This window comes from Enterococcus sp. GPZ-007, assembly GCF_059374735.1.
In genome coordinates, this window is sequence record NZ_JCAFYN010000024.1 from 41,736 (window position 1) to 60,464 (window position 18,729).

Below are 18,729 nucleotides of genomic sequence, written 5' to 3' on the forward strand. Positions count from 1 at the left end.
AGCACATGATCGCTGAAAACTTGCATAGAATCGAGCAAGAGATTCAGGAGTCGTGTGCTCTTGTTTCACGTAACCCGCAGGAGATTACGATGGTTGCGGTGACCAAGAGTGTCGACTCCAATACTGCAAATGAACTCGTTGAATTAGGTGTGACCGATTTAGCAGAAAATCGAGTAGATAAACTACTTGAAAAAAAGCAAAGTCTCTCAAACTATCAGCAGATTAAATGGCATCTTATTGGTAATTTACAGCGTCGCAAGGTAAAATTAATTATAAACGAAATTGATTACTTTCATGCACTAGATAGTTTGCGTTTAGCACAAGAAATTCAAAAGCGTGCAGAACATCAAATTAATTGTTTTATTGAAGTAAATGTTTCTGGAGAGGAATCGAAGCATGGCATTAAGCCGGCAGAACTTGATTCCTTTATTAGAGAATTAGAAGGATTGGATAAAATTAAAATGATCGGTTTGATGACGATGGCTCCTTATGAGGCAAGTCAGCAAGAAGTTCGGGATATTTTTTCTACCTTAAAAGAACTTCAGATAAGTGTGAAAGAGAAAAACTTGCTATACGCACCATGTACGGAATTAAGCATGGGAATGAGCCAAGACTTCAAAACGGCAATTGAAGAAGGTGCTACGTTTGTTCGAATCGGAACGGCACTATTTAGGAAAGGTTAGGTAAAGTTAATGGGAATTAGTCTAGCAAAGATCACTGATTTTTTTGGTTTAGCAGATGATGATATGTATGAAGAAGCAGTACCTGCCCCAAAGAAGCAGGTTAGCCGCCCAGCAAGCGAAACATTAAAAAAAGAACGTGTAACAGCACGTCCTACATACCAAAAGCAGGAGCGTCCAAAAGAAAGAATTGTCAAGGAGCAAGTTCGACCGGTAGTTGAAAAAACACAACCGACGAATCGTCGTGCTGAAAGTGTTATGAAAAAGGCAGAAAATATGCCTAAGAACAATGAAAAAGTTGTTTCAATGCCTAATAATAACAGTCGGGCACAACGATTTGCACCAAAAATTGAAGAAAGACGTACAAACCGCATCTCAGTCGTAGAACCTAGGGCTTACAATGAAGCGATGACGATTGCAAAGCGGGTAGGTCAGGGCGAAGTCGTTTTGATCAATTTTCAGTCTTTAGATGAAATGAGAGCACGTCGTGTCGTTGATTTTCTAACAGGTGCCGTCTTTATGATTGACGGAGATATCAAACGTGTTGGAAATGAAATGTTTTTATGTACGCCAACGAATGTTGAAATCACCAATACAGCTTTAAGTTCTATGGTCGATGATGATATTTATGGATTAGAAATGTAAAGGAGCCGCTTATACGGAATGATAATTACACTTTTTTATTACTTGAATCGACTGGTCTATCTCTATAGCATTCTTTTAGTCGTATATGCATTAATGTCATGGTTTCCAGGAGCGTATCAGTCCAAGTTCGGCCAAATTTTAGGGCGCATTTGTGAGCCGTTTCTTGATTTATTTCGACGACTGCCTTTGCAATTTGGCGGATTGGATTTTTCAGTTATGGCAGCGATTTTAGCATTGAATTTTGCCATGAATATTTTACAAAGAATTCTGATAAATCTTGTTTATTAAGGAGGTGCAATATGAATGCGAATGTCTATCAACATTTTAGACCAGAAGAGCATCCATTTGTTGACAGTGTTGGTGATTGGTTGGAACAAGTTGAAAGCCAATACGCTCCTTATTTGACGAACTTTTTAGATCCTCGCCAGGCATATATTTTAGAGACTTTAGTTCGTGAAAATAGCGAATTGAAATTTTCTTTTTATGGCGGTTACGAACATGCTGAACGTTGTCGCTGCATGATTTATCCTGATTACTATGAACCGCAAATCGATGATTTTGAACTTGTAATGATCGAGATTAATTATCCTCAGAAATTCACGGAGCTTTCACACGGAAAAATTTTGGGAACGTTAATGAATGCGGGAATCAAACGCGATTATTTTGGCGACATTATCTCGGATGGTGATCGCTGGCAAATCTTTTTAGCGAGCGACTCTGCTAGCTATATTGTAAGTCAGGTAACAAAAATTGGTCGAGTGACTGTTCACTTAGAGGAACGTCCATACACGGATATCATTATTCCAAAAGATAGTTGGGTAGAAGAAACCACCACGGCAACCTCGATGCGCTTGGATGCGATTATTTCAACAGTTTATAACATTTCCCGCCAACGTTCAAAACAATTGGTTGAGGCTGGAAAAGTCAAAGTGAATTGGTCCTCCAATGAGCGTCCAGACTATTTGCTTGATTTATTAGATGTCGTTTCAGTTCGAGGATTTGGGCGAATTCAGATCCAAGGATTAGAAGGAAAAACAAAGAAAGAAAAATTCCGTTTGCGCTTAGGCGTTTTACGAAAATAAATTTTATGAGGTGAACAGAAAGATGGCATTAACTCCATTAGATATCCAAAACAAAAATTTTTCCACCAAAATGCGTGGCTATAATCAAGATGAAGTCGATGATTTTCTAGATATGATCGTTCGCGATTATGAAGACAGCATCGCAAAAAATCGTGAGTTAGAAAAAGCTTTAAAACATTCAGAAGAAAAGCTTGAGTATTTCAATGAATTGAAAGAAGCCTTGAACCAATCAATTGTCGTGGCACAAGATACTGCTGATAAGGTTAAATCTTCTGCAAGTAAAGAATCAGAAGTTATCGTTACTTCTGCTCAAAATCGCGCAGATGAGTTGATTTCCAATGCTATGCAAAAAGCTAACTTATTAACGACAACAGCTGAAGATAAGGCGAAAGAAATTTTAACAGACGCTACTTCTAAAGCACGTCAATTAGCTGCTGAAACAAATGATTTGAAGAAGAAGACGCGTGTCTTCCACCAACAATTACTATTATTATTGGAAACTCAAATCGATCAAGCACGCAGCGGTGACTGGGAGGAAGTATTGAAACCAATGTCTTCTTATGTCGGTGATGGTCATGAAGTTTTAAAAGAAGTTTTAGCTAATGAACTTGACAGCGACACTGAGAATGCAGTAGACTCAGATGAGCCAATCGTCCTTGCTGAACCTCAAGAAGAAGATATGGGGTTGACGATTGATATTCCTGAATTGATTAAATCAGACGAAAATTAAGCAATCTAGAACAGAAAAGCTGATTAGATTCTTTAAGCGAGCCGAAGATAGTGAAAGTTCGGCAGACCCTCTAATTGGAAAGATCCTCTAGATCATTCGATTGCGAACTATTCAGTAGTGATCGACGGGTCATCTCGTTAGCGATGATTAGAGGAAACTTAGGTTTCAAATTTTGGGTGGTACCACGACAAGCTCGTCCCTTTGCGGACAGGCTTGTTTTTTTGTTTTTCACGACTTATTACCGACGGTCAGATTTCTGCGGACTTTTCGTGATTTAAAGGGTTACTCGTAAAAGTACCTACATGCTCAATTTTATAGGAAATACTTACTTATTAATAAAAGGAGACGATTGATAGTGAAGACTAAAGAAACGCTTCAGCTAGGAAAAACTGGCTTTCCAATGCGCGGTAATTTACCAAACCGCGAAAGTCAATGGGAAAAAGAATGGGAAGAAAATAAGATTTACGAAAAACGCCAACAACTAAATGAAGGCAAACCAACTTTTGTATTACATGATGGCCCTCCGTATGCCAATGGGAATATCCATATCGGGCATGCTTTGAATAAAATTAGTAAAGATATTATTGTTCGTTCAAAATCAATGTCTGGATTTCGTGCGCCATACGTTCCTGGCTGGGATACACATGGTTTGCCGATTGAACAAGTTCTTACAAATAAAGGCATCAAACGTAAAGAAATGACAATGGCTGAATATCGGAAAAAATGTGAAGAGTACGCGTTGTCACAAGTGGATAAACAACGGGATGATTTCAAACGTTTAGGAATCGCAGGTGACTGGGATAATCCTTACATCACCCTGACACCTGATTACGAAGCAGCTGAAATTCGCGTATTTGGAAAGATGGCTGAAAAAGGATATATCTATAAAGGGTTGAAACCAATTTATTGGTCACCTTCAAGTGAGTCTTCATTAGCAGAAGCCGAAGTGGAGTATAAGGATGTTAAATCTCCTTCTATTTTCGTGGCCTTCAAAGTGAAGGACGGCAAAGGTATTTTAGATACTGATACGTCATTCATTATCTGGACCACAACGCCATGGACATTACCTGCGAACCAGGCAATTTCTGTAAATAAAGATTATGTTTATGTGGTAGTTGAAGAAGCGGGGCAAAAATATGTCATCGCAAAAGATCTATTGGATTCTGTTTCAAAAGAACTGGATTGGTCAGAACCTAAAGTACTAAAAGAAGTTCAAGGAAGAGACCTTGAATACATGACAGCCCAGCATCCATTTTATGATCGTGAATCATTAGTAATTTTAGGAGACCATGTCACTTTGGAAGCTGGTACAGGTGTTGTACACACAGCTCCTGCACATGGGGAAGATGATTACTTTGCATGGAAAAAATATCGTAACGATATCATTTCACCAGTTGATGACCGTGGAGTCATGACGGCTGAAGCTCCTGGATTTGAAGGTGTCTTTTATGATAAAGTCAATGCAATGGTAACTGATCTATTAAAGGAAAAAGGTGCGCTTCTTAAGCTAGAATTCTTTATGCATAGCTATCCTCATGACTGGCGTACAAAGAAACCGATCATTTATCGCGCAACACCGCAATGGTTTGCTTCTATTGATAAATTCCGTCAAGATATCTTGGATGAAATTGAAAAAGTAGATTGGATCATTCCATGGGGAAAAACACGTTTATATAATATGATTCGTGATCGAGGCGATTGGGTTATTTCCCGCCAACGCGCATGGGGTGTGCCGCTGCCAATTTTCTATGGTGAAGATGGTGAAGCAATCATTACACCTGAAACAACAGAACATGTCGCACAATTATTTGCGGAACATGGTTCAAATGTTTGGTTTGAACGTGAAGCGAGGGATTTGTTACCAGAAGGCTTTACTCATCCAAGTTCACCAAATGGTAAATTTACTAAAGAAACTGACATTATGGATGTTTGGTTTGATTCTGGTTCTTCTCACGAAGCGGTGTTACGTCAACGTGAGAACTTGACTTTCCCAGCTGACATGTATTTGGAAGGTTCTGACCAATACCGTGGTTGGTTCAACTCAAGTATCACGACCAGTGTGGCGATCAATGGTGTTGCTCCTTATAAATCCGTTCTTTCTCAAGGCTTCACTTTAGATGGCGAAGGCCGTAAGATGAGTAAATCACTAGGCAATACGATTGTACCAGGAAAAGTCATTAATCAAATGGGTGCAGATATCTTACGTTTGTGGGTCAGCAGCGTGGACTACGAAGCGGATGTACGGGTATCAATGGATATTTTGAATCAAGTTTCTGAAGTTTATCGTAAGATTCGGAACACAATGCGTTTCTTATTAGCAAATACGAACGATTTTGAACCTGCAAAACATGCAGTTGCTTATGACAAATTACGTTCAGTTGACAAATACATGCTGATTCGTTTAAATGAAGTAATCAAAACAATTCGTGAAGATGGATATGATAAATATGATTTCACTCAAATCTATAAGACAGTCGTGAACTTCTTGACAGTTGATCTTTCTTCATTCTATTTAGATTTTGCAAAAGATGTGGTCTATATTCAGGCGGAAGACAGCTACGAACGTCGTTGCATGCAAACTGTTTTCTATCAAGCTGCGGTGGCATTGACGAAACTGTTGACGCCAATCATTCCTCATACGACTGAAGAAATCTGGACGTACTTGAAAGAGGAAGAAGAGTATGTGCAATTAGCGGAATTACCAAGCTACGAAGAATTCCCTAATCAAGCAGAATTGTTAGATACATGGAAGGCCTTCATGGATTTCCGAGATAAAGTCTTGAAAGCTTTAGAAGAAGCTCGTAATGAAAAAGTCATCGGTAAATCGTTAGAGGCAAAAGTAACAATTTATCCGAATGAACAAGTACGAGTGATGCTAACAGCTTTGGATGCTGATCTTGCTCAATTATTGATCGTGTCTCCAGATTCATTTAGCGTCTCGAAGGATTCAGCGCCAGATAATGCTATGAAATTTGATGATGTAGCGATCTTAGTAGAAAAGGCTGAAGGTGAAGTCTGCGATCGTTGCCGTCAAGTTCGGACGACAGTTGGTGAAGATGAAAAACTTCCACATTTATGTGCCTCATGTGCTCATATCGTAGAGGAAAATTATCCAGAAGCTGTAGCAGAAGGATTGGAATAAGAAACTATTATAATGGAAGAAACCCGCACTGAAATATCGGTGCGGGTTTCTTTACGTACTCATGTAACTTGAAAATGTCTTGCTTTTTTTCTTATGATTTGCATACGCAAAAAAGCTGGGGAAAATCCCAGCTTCTATCTTGATGAAAAATTATTCTAATTTCCCGCGCTCACGATACCATTGATCAGGCTGCCAAGCCCATTCATGCCCATTCTTTGCTAACAGATCAAAGGCACATTGAGGGCCCATCGTACCAGCTGCGTAATTTGGAAAACCTGGAGTAGTTTGATCCCAGGTATTGCGGATACGGTCCACGATTTCCCATGAGTTAGCAACTTCATCCCAATGAGAGAAGTTAGTTCCATCACCGTTCAAGGCATCTAACAACAATTTCTCATATGCTTCCGGACTATTTTCTGTTACTTCTGCGCTTTGACGGAAATCTAACTTCACTGGGTCAGTATTGAAGCCTTGCCCAATTTTCTTTCCGTTTAAGGTTAAGGAGAAACCTTCTGTTGGCTGGATGTAGATGGTTAAAATATTTTGCGGTAGTTCTTCACTATCTGATTCCTCTTGTTCGAAGTTGAAGACATTCACTGGAACTTGTTTAAAGACAATATTGATTCGTGTTCCTTTTTCTGTCATGCGTTTCCCTGTTCGAATATAGAAGGGAACACCAGACCAGCGAAAGTTGTCGATCAAGAATTTACCAGCAACAAAAGTTTCCATCAAAGAATCTTCTGCAACATTCGGCTCATCATGATAGGCTGCAAATTTTTTGTCATCTAACGCACCGGCGTCATATTGTCCTCGCACAAAATTCTGTAAAACTTCGTCTGAATTGTAGCGGCGAATCGCCTGTAAAACTTTTACTTTTTCCTCACGAATCGATTGATTAGAAAAAGAGGTTGGAACTTCCATCGCTAGTAAAGCTACGACCTGCAGGATATGGTTTTGAACCATATCCTTTAATGCGCCACTACGTTCATAGTAGCCTCCACGATCTTCCACGCCAAGCGCTTCGGAAAAAGTGATCTGAACATTTTCAATGTATCGGTTATTCCAAAGGGATTCAAAGATATTATTAGCAAAACGGATCACGGAAATGTTTTGAATCATTTCTTTGCCTAAATAGTGGTCAATCCGAAAAATATCTTGTTCTGGGAAGACTTTTCGAATTTGATTATTCAGCTCATTCGCCGAATCATAATCAAAGCCAAATGGTTTTTCGATTACTAAACGATTGTAGCCGGTGGTAGTTAAAATTTCCTGCGATTTCAAATGGTTGACGATCGTACCGAAAAATTGAGGTGCCATGGCTAAGTAATATACACGGTTTCCTTGTAGGTCATATTTTTCGTCTAGCTTATCTGACAATTTTTTTAACTGATCATAATGATCGGTATCATTGACATTGTGTGACAGATAATAAAAGTGGCTTGAAAATTCTTGTACTTCTTTTTCTGTTGGCGCAATATCTTTAATCGTATCGCGAATGATCTCACGATAGTGCTCATCACTCCATGGTCGTCTAGCTGTGCCGATTACCGCAAAATGGTTGGCTAAGTTGCCTTTTCTGTATAGACGAAACAACGAGGGGTAAAGTTTTCGCTGTGCTAAATCGCCGGTTCCACCAAAAATGGTGAATAATGCTGCTTGTTCCATAAATTCCACTCCTAGTTCATAATAATGTATTCATTTTTCACGAGAAATATGAGTCTGATCGTCATTACGCATACCATTTTACTAACTTGCTAAAGCAAGAAGTAAAACTGGCAAAGTTGAATTAGCATACAATGTTTATAATGAGTCAACAAAAATCGTTGATGCTGCTTTGTAACTTATTGAAACCTCTTTTCGGTCATTTTGTAAAGTAATTGGTCCTTCATAGGCCGCAATATTTGTGATTTTATAATCTTCGTGGATTTTTATACCAAGATCCATCAAGTAATCAAGCAGATCTTTTTCATCTAAGACGCGTGCGATTCGAATTTTTGTGCCTTCTGGGTAATTTGCTAAAGTTTGACGATCCTTTTCGTGGACTGTCTGATCCTGTTGTGGAATCATTCCGCCATGAGGACAAAAAGTTGGATGGTTCAGATAAGTATCCAATTTTTCTTCTAATTGTGAGGACGTCACATGTTCTAAGACTTCAGCTTCATCGTGGACTTCATTCCATGAGTAGCCTAGATGATCCACTAAAAAAACTTCCCATAAACGATGCTTGCGCACTAGCGTGCTCGCTTTTTCTAAACCTGTCGGTGTCAGTTGTACTCCTTGATAGGGCGAATGTTCAACAAGGCCTTCTTTTACTAATTTATTGATCATTTCGCTGACAGAAGCGCCAGAAATGGACAAACCAGCAACGATTTTTTTGTTACTAACTTTTTCTTTGTCGCCACCTAATTCTAATATTAATTTTAAGTAGTCTTCCCGATTCGGTGTCATTGATGTTCATCCTTTCGTAACGAAGCATATCAGATTAAGTTTACCAAATTAATCTCTTTTTTTCCATTTGATTGGACTGATCTTTTAAAGAAGAAAGCGCCTAATAACAGAAGTAATAAAAAAAAAATTCTAAGAATCCTTGCCTATCTTTAAAAAAAAAGGTAGTATATTAAAAATAAATGAGAATTGTCAAACTATTTAAAGGATTGATGTCAATGACAAAGCAACTTGAAAAAGGAGCCCCGACCATGTATGATCCCTCATTTGAGAAGGATGCATGTGGTATGGGCTTTATTGCTCAGATGGAAGGGAAGGCTTCACATCAATTAGTGAAGCATGCGTTAACAATGTTGGAACGAATGAATCACCGCGGTGGAACTGGAGCAGAACCTGAAACTGGTGATGGTGCAGGGATTCTAGCAACGATTCCTGACAAATTCTTCCAACGAGAAGCAAAAGTAGCCGGTGCATCTTTACCAGAACGTGGTCAATATGCGGTAGGGATGTTTTTTTTACCAGCCGACGAAAAGCACAAGAAAGGTTTACAGCAAGCGCTTGTAAAAGAAATCGAAGCCGCGGGTTACTTAGTTCCTTGGCAACGTGACGTTCCTTTTCAATATGAGAATTGTGGACCAGGCGCGCAAAAAGTAATGCCTAGTTTTGTGCAACTATTCATAAAGCGCCCGTTAGAAGTCCAAACTGATCGTGATTTTGAAGATCGCATGTATCGTTTGCGTCGTAAATTAGAGAAAACCTATCATGCAGGTGAAATGGCTATCTGTAGCCTGTCTAGTAAAACGATTGTTTACAAAGGGATGCTTCATGCGTATCAGGTAGGTATTTTTTATGATGACCTGCAGGATGAAGATTTCGCAGCTAGTATTGCTGTTGTACATTCTCGATTTTCTACGAATACATTCCCTAGTTGGGACCGCGCTCAACCTTTCCGTTTTCTTGCTCATAACGGAGAAATTAATACGTTGCGTGGTTCAGAAAACTGGATGAAGAGTCATGGCATCGAAGTATATAACGAAGAAGATTCTGACTCGGCAAAGTTAGAGAATTGTATGGAGTATTTGTACCGTAATGGTCGTGATATTCCTCACGCATTGATGATGATGGTACCAGAAGCCTGGTCAGAAGAAGCAGGACTTAGTGAAGAAATGACTGCTTTTCAGGAGTATAACGCCAGTTTTATGGCACCGTGGGACGGTCCAGCAGCTTTGTGCTTCACGGACGGTGAGATGGTAGGAGCTACTTTGGATCGAAATGGCTTACGACCTTCACGTTATTCCATTACGAAAGACGGGTTTGTTCAAGTCGCATCAGAATCTGGTGTTGTAGATTTTGCCCCATCAAATGTCATTGAAAAAGGTGTCTTAGGCCCAGCTAACATGATTTTAGTTGACACGATCAACGGGAAATTTTATCGCAATCAGGAAATCAAAGAAAAATATGCAAAGGCTCATTCTTATAGTGAATGGTTAGCTGAAAATCGGATCGATTTGTCTCAACTCGCTGAAATTGAATCAAAAGAAGCGGTGATGACAGAAAAAGAATTGCAAAAGATGTGGAAATTGAATGGCTACATGGATGAAATTATCCGTGACGAGCTATTACCAATGGCGGAAAAAGGCGAAGAACCTGTTCTTTCAATGGGGTATGATTCACCTCTAGCAGTTTTAAGTGAGAAGCCCCAATCGTTGTTTACGTATTTCAAACAACAGTTTGCTCAAGTAACGAATCCGCCGATTGACGCGATTCGTGAACAATTAGTGATCGGTACTGAGATGTTCTTGGGACGGGACGGAGATATCCGAGTTGATGATGCTAATAACTGCCAAAAGCTAAAAATAAAAAGTCCTGTCCTCAGCAGTGTTGATTTTAATAAAATCACTCAATTAAACACGAAGGAACAAAAAGCGGTGACAATTTCAACATTGTATCCAGTTGGCGGCTATAATGCTCTAGAAGATGGCTTGGAGCAGATGTTTAAAGAGGCTGAGTCCGCAATCGATCAGGGGGCAACAATCTTAATCTTAAGTGATCGAGGGTCAGTGGAAACGAAAATGGCGATGCCAGTTTTGCTGGCTGTATCAGGTGTGCATAATTATTTAGTAAGAAAAGGAAAAGCTTCATTAGCAAGTTTGGTTGTAGATTCTGCAGAAGTTTGCGAAGTTCACCACTTTGCCACATTGATCGGTTATGGAGCTAGCGGGATACATCCTTATGGTGCATACGCAACGTTGAAGGATTTTGACATTAAGAATGGCTTGGAAAATTATCGGAAAGCTGCTGAAAAAGGCATCGTTAAAGTAATGTCACGAATGGGGATTTCAACGATCGCTGGTTATCATGGGGCTCAATTATTTGAAGTTGTAGGTATCAGCCAACCAGTTACGGATAAATACTTTACTGGTACTGCTAGTCGTATCGGCGGATTATCGTTACATCAGATTGAAGAAGAATATCTTGAAAGGCATCAATTAGCTTACGGTCCGCAACAAAATGATCTGCTGGCTTCTGGCGGGAGTTTTCAGTACAAGGCTGATGGGGAACATCATCTGTTCAATCCGAAAACGATTTATAATTTCCAGCAAGCAGTTCGTGCCGGTGATTACCAATTGTTCAAGCATTATGTTGATCAAATGAATCAAGAAGCATTAGAAGAGCCAACGAATTTGCGCGCATTGTGGGAGTTCAAAAAAGATCGTCCAGCAGTGAAGCTTTCTGAAGTAGAGCCAGCGAGTAAAATCGTGAAGCGTTTCAAAGTCGGGGCGATGTCTTATGGTTCATTAAGTGAAGAAGCCCATCAATGCATTGCAGAGGCAATGAATAGTATTGGTGCAAAATCTAATAGTGGCGAAGGTGGAGAAAATCGCAAACGATTCAAGCCACAAGCAGATGGGAAAAATTTCAATAGTAAAATTAAGCAGGTCGCTTCAGGTCGTTTCGGCGTAAATGCTGAATACTTGATGAGTGCCGAAGAATTACAAATCAAAATGGCGCAAGGAGCGAAACCGGGTGAAGGTGGACAGTTGCCTGGCAACAAAGTCTTCCCTTGGGTTGCAGAAATTCGTGGATCTACACCAGGAGTACGCTTAATTTCGCCACCACCGCATCATGATATTTATTCGATTGAGGATTTAGCACAATTAATCTATGATCTAAAAGCGATCAACCCTTATGCTAAGATAAATGTCAAATTGGTATCAAGTACCGGTGTCGGAACGATTGCTACCGGTGTAGTCAAAGCTGGAGCAGATGTCGTCGTGATTTCTGGGTACGATGGCGGGACAGGAGCATCACCACGTAATTCGATTCGTGATGCGGGCTTACCTTGGGAAATGGGTGTTGCCGAAGCGCATCAAACATTAGCGATGAACAATTTACGTCAGCGCATGACGTTGGAAACAGACGGAAAATTAATGACTGGCCGCGACGTTGCGATGGCGATTTTACTAGGTGCAGAAGAGTATAGCTTTGCTTCGTTAGCGTTAGTTGCGATTGGTTGTGTCATGATGCGCGTATGTAGCTTGAATACTTGTCCGGTGGGTGTGGCGACACAAAATCCCGCATTACGCAAATTCTTTGTTGGAAAACCTGAACATCTAATCAATATGATGTATTTTATCGCGGAAGATTTGCGAGAAATCATGGCTGAATTAGGATTCAGAAGTATTGATGAGATGATTGGTCATACTGAAGTCTTGGAGCCGCGCTTCATTGCAAAAGGTAAGGCAAAATCATTAGACTTTTCTCGAATTTTATCAACAAGTATTGGCATTGAACGCAAAACAGAAGATCCGTTTAAAGAAAAACGCGAATGGCCAGAACTGGATCAATTTGCTGAAGGTGCGATTAAAAACGGTGAGCAAGTGAAAATGAGTTCTTCAATCAATAATGTCAACCGAACAGTCGGTGCGCGAATGGGCGGCTGGATTGCAGAACGCTTTGGCAATTATCAGTTAACACCAGGGCAGATCAAGTACACCTACACTGGGATTGCAGGTCAAAGTTTTGCTTCATTTATCACTCAAGGGATGGAATTAAAACTGATTGGTGAGGGAAATGATTATGTGGCGAAGGGACTAAGTGGTGGTCGCGTAATTATTGTGCCCCCTAAAGATGCTGCATATGATGTCGAGAATTCACCAATCGTTGGGAATGTTGTTTGTTTTGGTGCAAATCGCGGTGAAGGCTACTTCCGTGGAAAAGCCGGTGAACGGTTCTGTGTTCGAAATAGTGGTGCGAATGTTGTTGTCGAAGGCGTTGGTGACCATGGATGTGAATATATGACTGGCGGAGTTGCAGTTATCTTAGGTTCAACTGGACGAAATTTTGCTGCCGGAATGTCAGGCGGGGTCGCTTATGTTTATGATCCTAGCGGGACATTTGCTGATAAATGTAATTTAGAAATGGTGGATCTTTTCAACCTTGGAGAATCTGGTGACGATACGGTCTTGAAGGAAATGATTGAGAAGCATTTGGCTTACACAGATTCGTTAAAAGCCGCTGAGTTACTGAATGATTGGGAAAATGCTCAAAAGCATTTTGTAAAAGTTTATCCAAGAGAATATCACGAAATGGTTCGTGTAACAGAAGAATTAGCGAAAACCGGATTATCAGGTGAAGAATTGATCGAAAAAGCCTTCATTGAAGTAATTGGTGAACAAACAGTACCGGCTGGAAAGGAGCGTGGCTAGGATGGCAGATCCATTTGGCTTTTTAAAATATCCTCGGAAGGACAATCCTTATCGACCAGTCGAAGAGCGCATTCAAGATTGGGAAGAATTGCAAACACCACTTAATGTAGAAGAACGGCAAGAGCAAGCTGCTCGTTGTATGAACTGCGGGATCCCATTTTGCCACACAGGAATTTTTTACGGAGGCAAACGTGCTGTTTCAGGTTGTCCCAATGACAATCTGATTCCAGAATGGAACGATTTTGTCTATCGTGGCGATTTCAAAAGTGCGTTTGATCGGTTGGCGAAAACTAACCCCTTACCGGAAATGACGGGTCGTGTGTGTCCCGCGCCGTGTGAAAAATCTTGTACAGAAGGTTTAAACGGATCAGGTGTAGCGATCCATGATAACGAACGCTTCATTATTGATAATGCCTTTGAAAATGATTGGGTCAAAGCGGATGGGCTGCCGACAGAACGAACGAACTTTACCGTTGCTATCATTGGTTCTGGTCCAGCAGGTCTTTCAGCTGCTTGGCGGTTGAATCAATTAGGGCATCAAGTGACCGTTTACGAACGCAGTGATCGTGCAGGGGGCTTGTTGATGTATGGGATTCCTAATATGAAGTTGGATAAAGAGATTGTTCAACGTCGAATCGATGTAATGGAGGAAGTCGGTATTAACTTTGTATTGAATACTGAAGTTGGAGTGGACGTTACAGCGGATGAACTACAAGCAAGCTACGACCGGATCATCATCGCTAGTGGAGCCAGTGTGCCAAGAGATCTGAAGATTAAGGGCCGAGAACTTCATGGAATTCAGTTTGCGGTAGATTATCTGACTGAGTGTACGAAAGATGTCATGAAGCATGGGAAAAAAGTGACAGACCAGAAGCTCGCCGGCAAGAACGTTATTGTTATTGGTGGCGGTGATACCGGGAATGACTGTATTGGCTCAGCAATTCGTCAAGGAGCCACTTCGGTAAAACAGTTAGAGATTACGCCACAATTACCAGCGCAACGTGCAGCCAATAATCCATGGCCGGAATATTCTATGATCAATCGTGAAGGGTATGGGCAAGAAGAAGGCGCGTTGAAAAATTCAGAGCTGACGGCCTATAACACGTCTACGACAGCATTTATCGGTGCAGAACGTGGACAAGTGATTGCGATTGAGACCACTCAAGTAGATAATCAATTCCAGCCAATTGCAGGAACTGAAAAAACGTTGAAAGCTGACTTAGTTTTATTGGCAATGGGCTTTACTGGAGCTGAGAAAAGCTTACTAGATGCTTTTGATGTTCAGGAGATTTATGAAGATTACACAACCAACAATGAAAAAGTTTACGTGGCTGGCGATGCCAGACGTGGACCAAGCCTTGTTATTTGGGGAATCCGTGAGGGACGTAAAGCAGCAGAAAATGTGGATCAGATTTTACGTTCGTTGATTCATCAATAGCAAAAAAATGGATGCCGTAATTGGCATCCATTTTTAATTTTTCACTGGGACGATCGGTAAAGATACATCATCCAGCTCATCATAAAGTGTGTCTGGTGATCCATTTTTGGTATTAATTACTAAGTGATAACCATATTGATCTTGAATTGCTAGCTTTTGTTCACTAAGTTCAATGAGCTGATAGATGATGGCTGTGCCATCTAAAATAATCGATAAATCAGGATAGATTGTAATCGTGTGATGTCTGCGTTCTTTTGGATGAGCGAATTCCCAAGAACCGACATAAACGCTATTTAAGTCCTTTGCTTCACGCTTGCGGACAAGTTTAGAACCCAAGGCAGCAACACCAAGAGATGTCGCACTGAGGAAAACGGGCCATTTCAATCTCATCAAAAAAACTCCTTTCTAAATTTAACAGATATAAATTTTTTAAATTTGTGGGATTTTTGAGTTGTATACAAATCCGCAAAAAACTATTAGATAGTTGATCATTTTCGAATAAATCTAAAAAAGCGGAGCTGGCATCCTTTCACACATGCTTTGTTATACTATATAATAAAGTCTGTCATCTTTCCATCAGGCTTAAGGACTATTTAACTTTTTTTAGAAGGATTTTGATAAAAAATGAAGTATTCTGCGATTCATCTAGCTATCTTTATTGAAAGAAGCAATCGTTTTATCGCTCGCTGTCGGTTAATAGACACGGGAGAAGAAATCGTTACCCATGTGAAAAATACTGGTCGCAGCAAAGAGCTATTATTACCATCTGCTCTGGTGGCTGTAAATTATCAACCATCAGACAAACGTAAGACGGCTTATGATCTTATCGCTGTGAAGAAGGGAGAAATGTGGATCAATATCGATTCACAAATACCGAACGCTTTGGCAGCCGAAGGAATTTTAGCTGGAAATATTAAATTGCCAGGATTAAAAGGAACGATCAACTTTCTAAAGCGTGAGTATACCTACGAGCGCTCAAAATTTGATATTTATTTTGAAACCAATCAGCAGGAAAAAGGATTTGTTGAGGTTAAAGGTATGACGCTGGAAAATCATGGAATCGGAGCTTTTCCTGATGCGCCAACATTAAGGGGACTGAAACATGTGGAAGAGCTTAGGTTAGCCCAAACAATGGGCTATCATTCTTATGTTCTGTTCATCGTACAATTTCCAACGATTACAGCTGCGACGATTCATCGTGTGATGCAACCTGCCCTTTATGAAGCAGTGAAAATGGCTGTGGCAGACGGCGTACAGGTTTTAGCGTATAATTGTGAGGTAGATCAGGAGACGATTACCATTAAAGGGGCTGTCCCCTTTGATTTGGAGCAAGCATTTATTGATCCCAATCTGTAACTGAAAGGCGGAAAAGAATTATGATTAATTTAGGTATTATTGGAACGAATTGGATCACCGATCAATTTGTTCAAGCAGCTCAGGAAACAGGCAAGTATCAGTTAACAGCAGTTTACTCACGCAAACTAGAAACAGCTCAGAAATTCGGTGAAAAATATGGTGATGTTGAGTATGCAACTGATCTCAATACATTTTTCGGAATTGAACATTTAAATACAGTTTATATCGCTTCGCCCAATAGTTTACACTTTGAGCAGGCGAAACAAGGTATCTTGGCTGGGAAAAATGTAATCGTAGAAAAGCCTGCTTTCTCCACACCGAAGGAAATGGATGAGATTATCAAGTTAGCGAATCAGCAAAGAGTCTTTTTCTTTGAGGCGGCTCGAAATATTCATGAAAAAGCATTCAAAACAGTAACCGATTTTCTCCCATTGAAGGATCAAATCATCGGTGCTGATTTCAGTTTCATGAAGTATTCTTCACGTTATGACCAAGTGTTAGATGGTCAAGAGCCCAATATTTTTTCACCCCATTTTTCCGGCGGAGCATTAGCTGATTTAGGTGTTTATCCGATATATGCAGCTTTAGCTTGGTTCGGGATGCCAAGAGAAAGTGTCTATTTTGGGCAAAAAATCTCAACGGGTGTTGACGGGATTGGAACTGGTGTTTTGCGATATGAAAACTTTGATGTGACGATTCGCACAGGTAAAATAGGTGACAGTTTCCAACAGTCAGAAATTTATTTAATGAATGGAACTTTGGTGTTGAATGCTGTAAACTCGATTAGTGAAGTAGTTTTCTATGATCGAGATCATCATCGCCGTGAAAAATTGAGCGTCCATCAATTGGAAAATCCGATGATAGAAGAAGCAGAAGAGTTTGCGCGGGTGATCTTGAATCCAACTGACCGAAATTTAGGGACTGATTATGAAGCATGGGTCGAATTATCCCGTAATGTGAACCAAGTGATTTATGATATGCGAAAAAGCGCGGGCATCATTTTTGATGCTGACGAGAAATAGAGGAACTTATGAATAATCAAGATTTTGTACCATTCTTACAAAAAAATTGGGAAGAAGCAGGCTTTCAGAAAGCCGCACTGATCCAAGAAAAAGTTTATCAATCAATCGTTGATGGAAAAAATTTGGTGGGAATTGCTCCGACCGGCAGTGGCAAGACACTAGCATATTTATTGCCATTGATTAATCAGTTAAAATCAGGTACCCCAAGTCAAATTTTAGTCCTGACTTCTTCGCAGGAGCTAGCGATGCAGGTCGTAGAAGTAGCGCGCAAATGGTTAGCTGGATCAGGCATGAAAGTGCAGCCTTTGATTGGTGGTGCCAACGTCAAACGTCAGCAAGAAGCACTGAAGAAAAAACCAGAATTACTAATCGGCACGCCGGGCCGGGTTCTAGAATTAATTACATCGAAAAAAATCAAAGCGCCAGCGATTAAAACACTGGTCTTTGACGAAGTCGATCAATTAGTTCAAGGCCAGAGCCTACAATTGATTCAAAAAATTTTGAAAGCTAGCGATAACGATGCACAACGTCTGTATTTTTCCGCAACAGCTGACACCGTATTAAACGAATTGAACAACTTCGAGTCAGATTTATTGGTTATTGATGTTTCAAAGGAAGATGAAAGCCAAGGCGAGGTACAACATTTTTATTTAGAGACAAGCGATCGTAAAAAAGTCGATCAGTTACGACGACTGTTAAATTTACCTGCTTTTTGGGGAATGATTTTTTTCAATCAACTGACTGATATGGGGAGCGCAGAAGAAAAACTACTTTTCCATCACTTACCAGTAGTAAGTCTTGCATCAGACCAATCAAAAATTTCACGAAAAAATGCGATTGATCAATTTAAAAAGCATCAAGCGCTGGGACTTCTGACGACAGATCTAGCCAGTCGTGGTTTGGACATCGAAGCTCTACCGTTTGTGATTAATGCGGATGTTCCAATGACAGAAGAAAGCTATTTGCATCGTGCTGGACGTGTGGGACGAATGGGAAATAGTGGCGTAGTGATTTCATTGGTTACTCCGCAAGAAAAATCGGACTTAAGCAAAATTGCTAAGAAACTTGATCTGGCACTATCACCAATTTACCTATTTGGTGGTGAATTATTAACAGAAGAACCAGTCAAACAAAGCGAGCCGAAAAAGAAAAAGAAAAAAAGAAATAAAGAAAAAAAACGTAAATAATTTTCTCCCTCTGGATAGGACTCTAAATTGCAGTTTCCTATGTAGGGGGAATTTTTTGCTTTGAAAGAAAACAATTGGCATTTAAAGAAGATTTAGAAAGATAAACTTATTTTTTCTAAACTGCAAATGAGTTCATTAAATTTAAGTTAGTCATCTTGATAAATTAAGTTAAAATAGCTACAATGATATAGATATGTTCTCGTAGCTCAGTAGGATAGAGCGATCGCCTCCTAAGCGATAGGTCGCTGGTTCGATTCCAGTCGAGAACGTAAAAAGTCCGCTTGGAGTCATTC

General features: G+C 40.2%; 14 protein-coding genes, 1 tRNA gene and 1 other annotated feature. Of the genes, 12 read left to right on the forward strand and 3 right to left on the reverse strand.

Features of this window, described 5'->3' with window-relative positions:
- Positions 1 to 5 precede the first annotated feature (5 nt).
- The 6 genes from AC4J95_RS12995 to ileS all read left to right on the forward strand — a co-directional run bounded on the left by AC4J95_RS12995 (position 6) and on the right by ileS (position 6,279).
- Positions 6 to 683, forward strand: coding sequence for a YggS family pyridoxal phosphate-dependent enzyme (locus AC4J95_RS12995; protein ID WP_494550254.1), 678 nt, complete (start codon positions 6 to 8; stop codon positions 681 to 683).
- Between the two features lie 9 nt (positions 684 to 692).
- On the forward strand, positions 693 to 1,325 hold the full coding sequence (locus AC4J95_RS13000) for a cell division protein SepF (RefSeq protein WP_494550255.1): 633 nt from the start codon (positions 693 to 695) through the stop codon (positions 1,323 to 1,325).
- Positions 1,326 to 1,343: 18 nt separating this feature from the next.
- The gene (locus AC4J95_RS13005) at positions 1,344 to 1,613 is read left to right on the forward strand and encodes a YggT family protein (RefSeq protein ID WP_316403732.1); all 270 of its coding nucleotides are present in this window, start codon (positions 1,344 to 1,346) and stop codon (positions 1,611 to 1,613) included.
- Between the two features lie 11 nt (positions 1,614 to 1,624).
- Positions 1,625 to 2,407 (forward strand): YlmH family RNA-binding protein, encoded by a 783-nt coding sequence (locus AC4J95_RS13010; RefSeq protein WP_494550256.1) that lies wholly within the window; start codon positions 1,625 to 1,627, stop codon positions 2,405 to 2,407.
- 22 nt (positions 2,408 to 2,429) lie between these two features.
- A complete protein-coding gene (locus AC4J95_RS13015; protein ID WP_316403734.1) occupies positions 2,430 to 3,137 on the forward strand; it encodes a DivIVA domain-containing protein in 708 nt (235 codons plus the stop codon).
- Positions 3,129 to 3,341: a binding site (T-box leader), on the forward strand. Its footprint overlaps the gene before it by 9 nt.
- A gap of 151 nt (positions 3,342 to 3,492) precedes the next feature.
- Positions 3,493 to 6,279 (forward strand): isoleucine--tRNA ligase, encoded by a 2,787-nt coding sequence (gene ileS / locus AC4J95_RS13020; RefSeq protein WP_494550257.1) that lies wholly within the window; start codon positions 3,493 to 3,495, stop codon positions 6,277 to 6,279.
- Positions 6,280 to 6,429: 150 nt separating this feature from the next.
- Here the strand turns inward: ileS and zwf are convergent, their stop codons facing one another.
- Positions 6,430 to 7,944: a glucose-6-phosphate dehydrogenase gene (zwf, locus tag AC4J95_RS13025; protein ID WP_494550258.1), complete on the reverse strand. Its 1,515-nt coding sequence runs from the start codon at positions 7,942 to 7,944 to the stop codon at positions 6,430 to 6,432.
- A 135-nt stretch (positions 7,945 to 8,079) separates the two neighbouring features.
- Positions 8,080 to 8,727: a transcriptional regulator EfaR gene (gene efaR / locus AC4J95_RS13030; protein ID WP_494550259.1), complete on the reverse strand. Its 648-nt coding sequence runs from the start codon at positions 8,725 to 8,727 to the stop codon at positions 8,080 to 8,082.
- 215 nt (positions 8,728 to 8,942) lie between these two features.
- Between efaR and gltB the strand changes: the two genes are divergently transcribed.
- Positions 8,943 to 13,433 (forward strand): glutamate synthase large subunit, encoded by a 4,491-nt coding sequence (gene gltB / locus AC4J95_RS13035; protein WP_494550260.1) that lies wholly within the window; start codon positions 8,943 to 8,945, stop codon positions 13,431 to 13,433.
- Between the two features lies 1 nt (position 13,434).
- Complete coding sequence (locus AC4J95_RS13040; RefSeq protein WP_494550261.1) at positions 13,435 to 14,871, forward strand: glutamate synthase subunit beta; 1,437 nt, start codon at positions 13,435 to 13,437, stop codon at positions 14,869 to 14,871.
- Positions 14,872 to 14,904: 33 nt separating this feature from the next.
- Here the strand turns inward: AC4J95_RS13040 and AC4J95_RS13045 are convergent, their stop codons facing one another.
- Positions 14,905 to 15,261: a DUF4828 domain-containing protein gene (locus tag AC4J95_RS13045; RefSeq protein ID WP_494550262.1), complete on the reverse strand. Its 357-nt coding sequence runs from the start codon at positions 15,259 to 15,261 to the stop codon at positions 14,905 to 14,907.
- Positions 15,262 to 15,495: 234 nt separating this feature from the next.
- On the opposite strand from AC4J95_RS13045, the gene sfsA reads away from it, so the two are divergent.
- The 4 genes from sfsA to AC4J95_RS13065 all read left to right on the forward strand — a co-directional run bounded on the left by sfsA (position 15,496) and on the right by AC4J95_RS13065 (position 18,705).
- Complete coding sequence (gene sfsA / locus AC4J95_RS13050; RefSeq protein ID WP_494550263.1) at positions 15,496 to 16,227, forward strand: DNA/RNA nuclease SfsA; 732 nt, start codon at positions 15,496 to 15,498, stop codon at positions 16,225 to 16,227.
- A gap of 20 nt (positions 16,228 to 16,247) precedes the next feature.
- A complete protein-coding gene (locus AC4J95_RS13055) occupies positions 16,248 to 17,249 on the forward strand; it encodes a Gfo/Idh/MocA family protein (RefSeq protein WP_494550264.1) in 1,002 nt (333 codons plus the stop codon).
- Positions 17,250 to 17,257: 8 nt separating this feature from the next.
- Positions 17,258 to 18,436: a DEAD/DEAH box helicase gene (locus AC4J95_RS13060; RefSeq protein ID WP_494550265.1), complete on the forward strand. Its 1,179-nt coding sequence runs from the start codon at positions 17,258 to 17,260 to the stop codon at positions 18,434 to 18,436.
- A 195-nt stretch (positions 18,437 to 18,631) separates the two neighbouring features.
- Positions 18,632 to 18,705 (forward strand) — tRNA-Arg (locus tag AC4J95_RS13065).
- Positions 18,706 to 18,729: the final 24 nt, after the last annotated feature.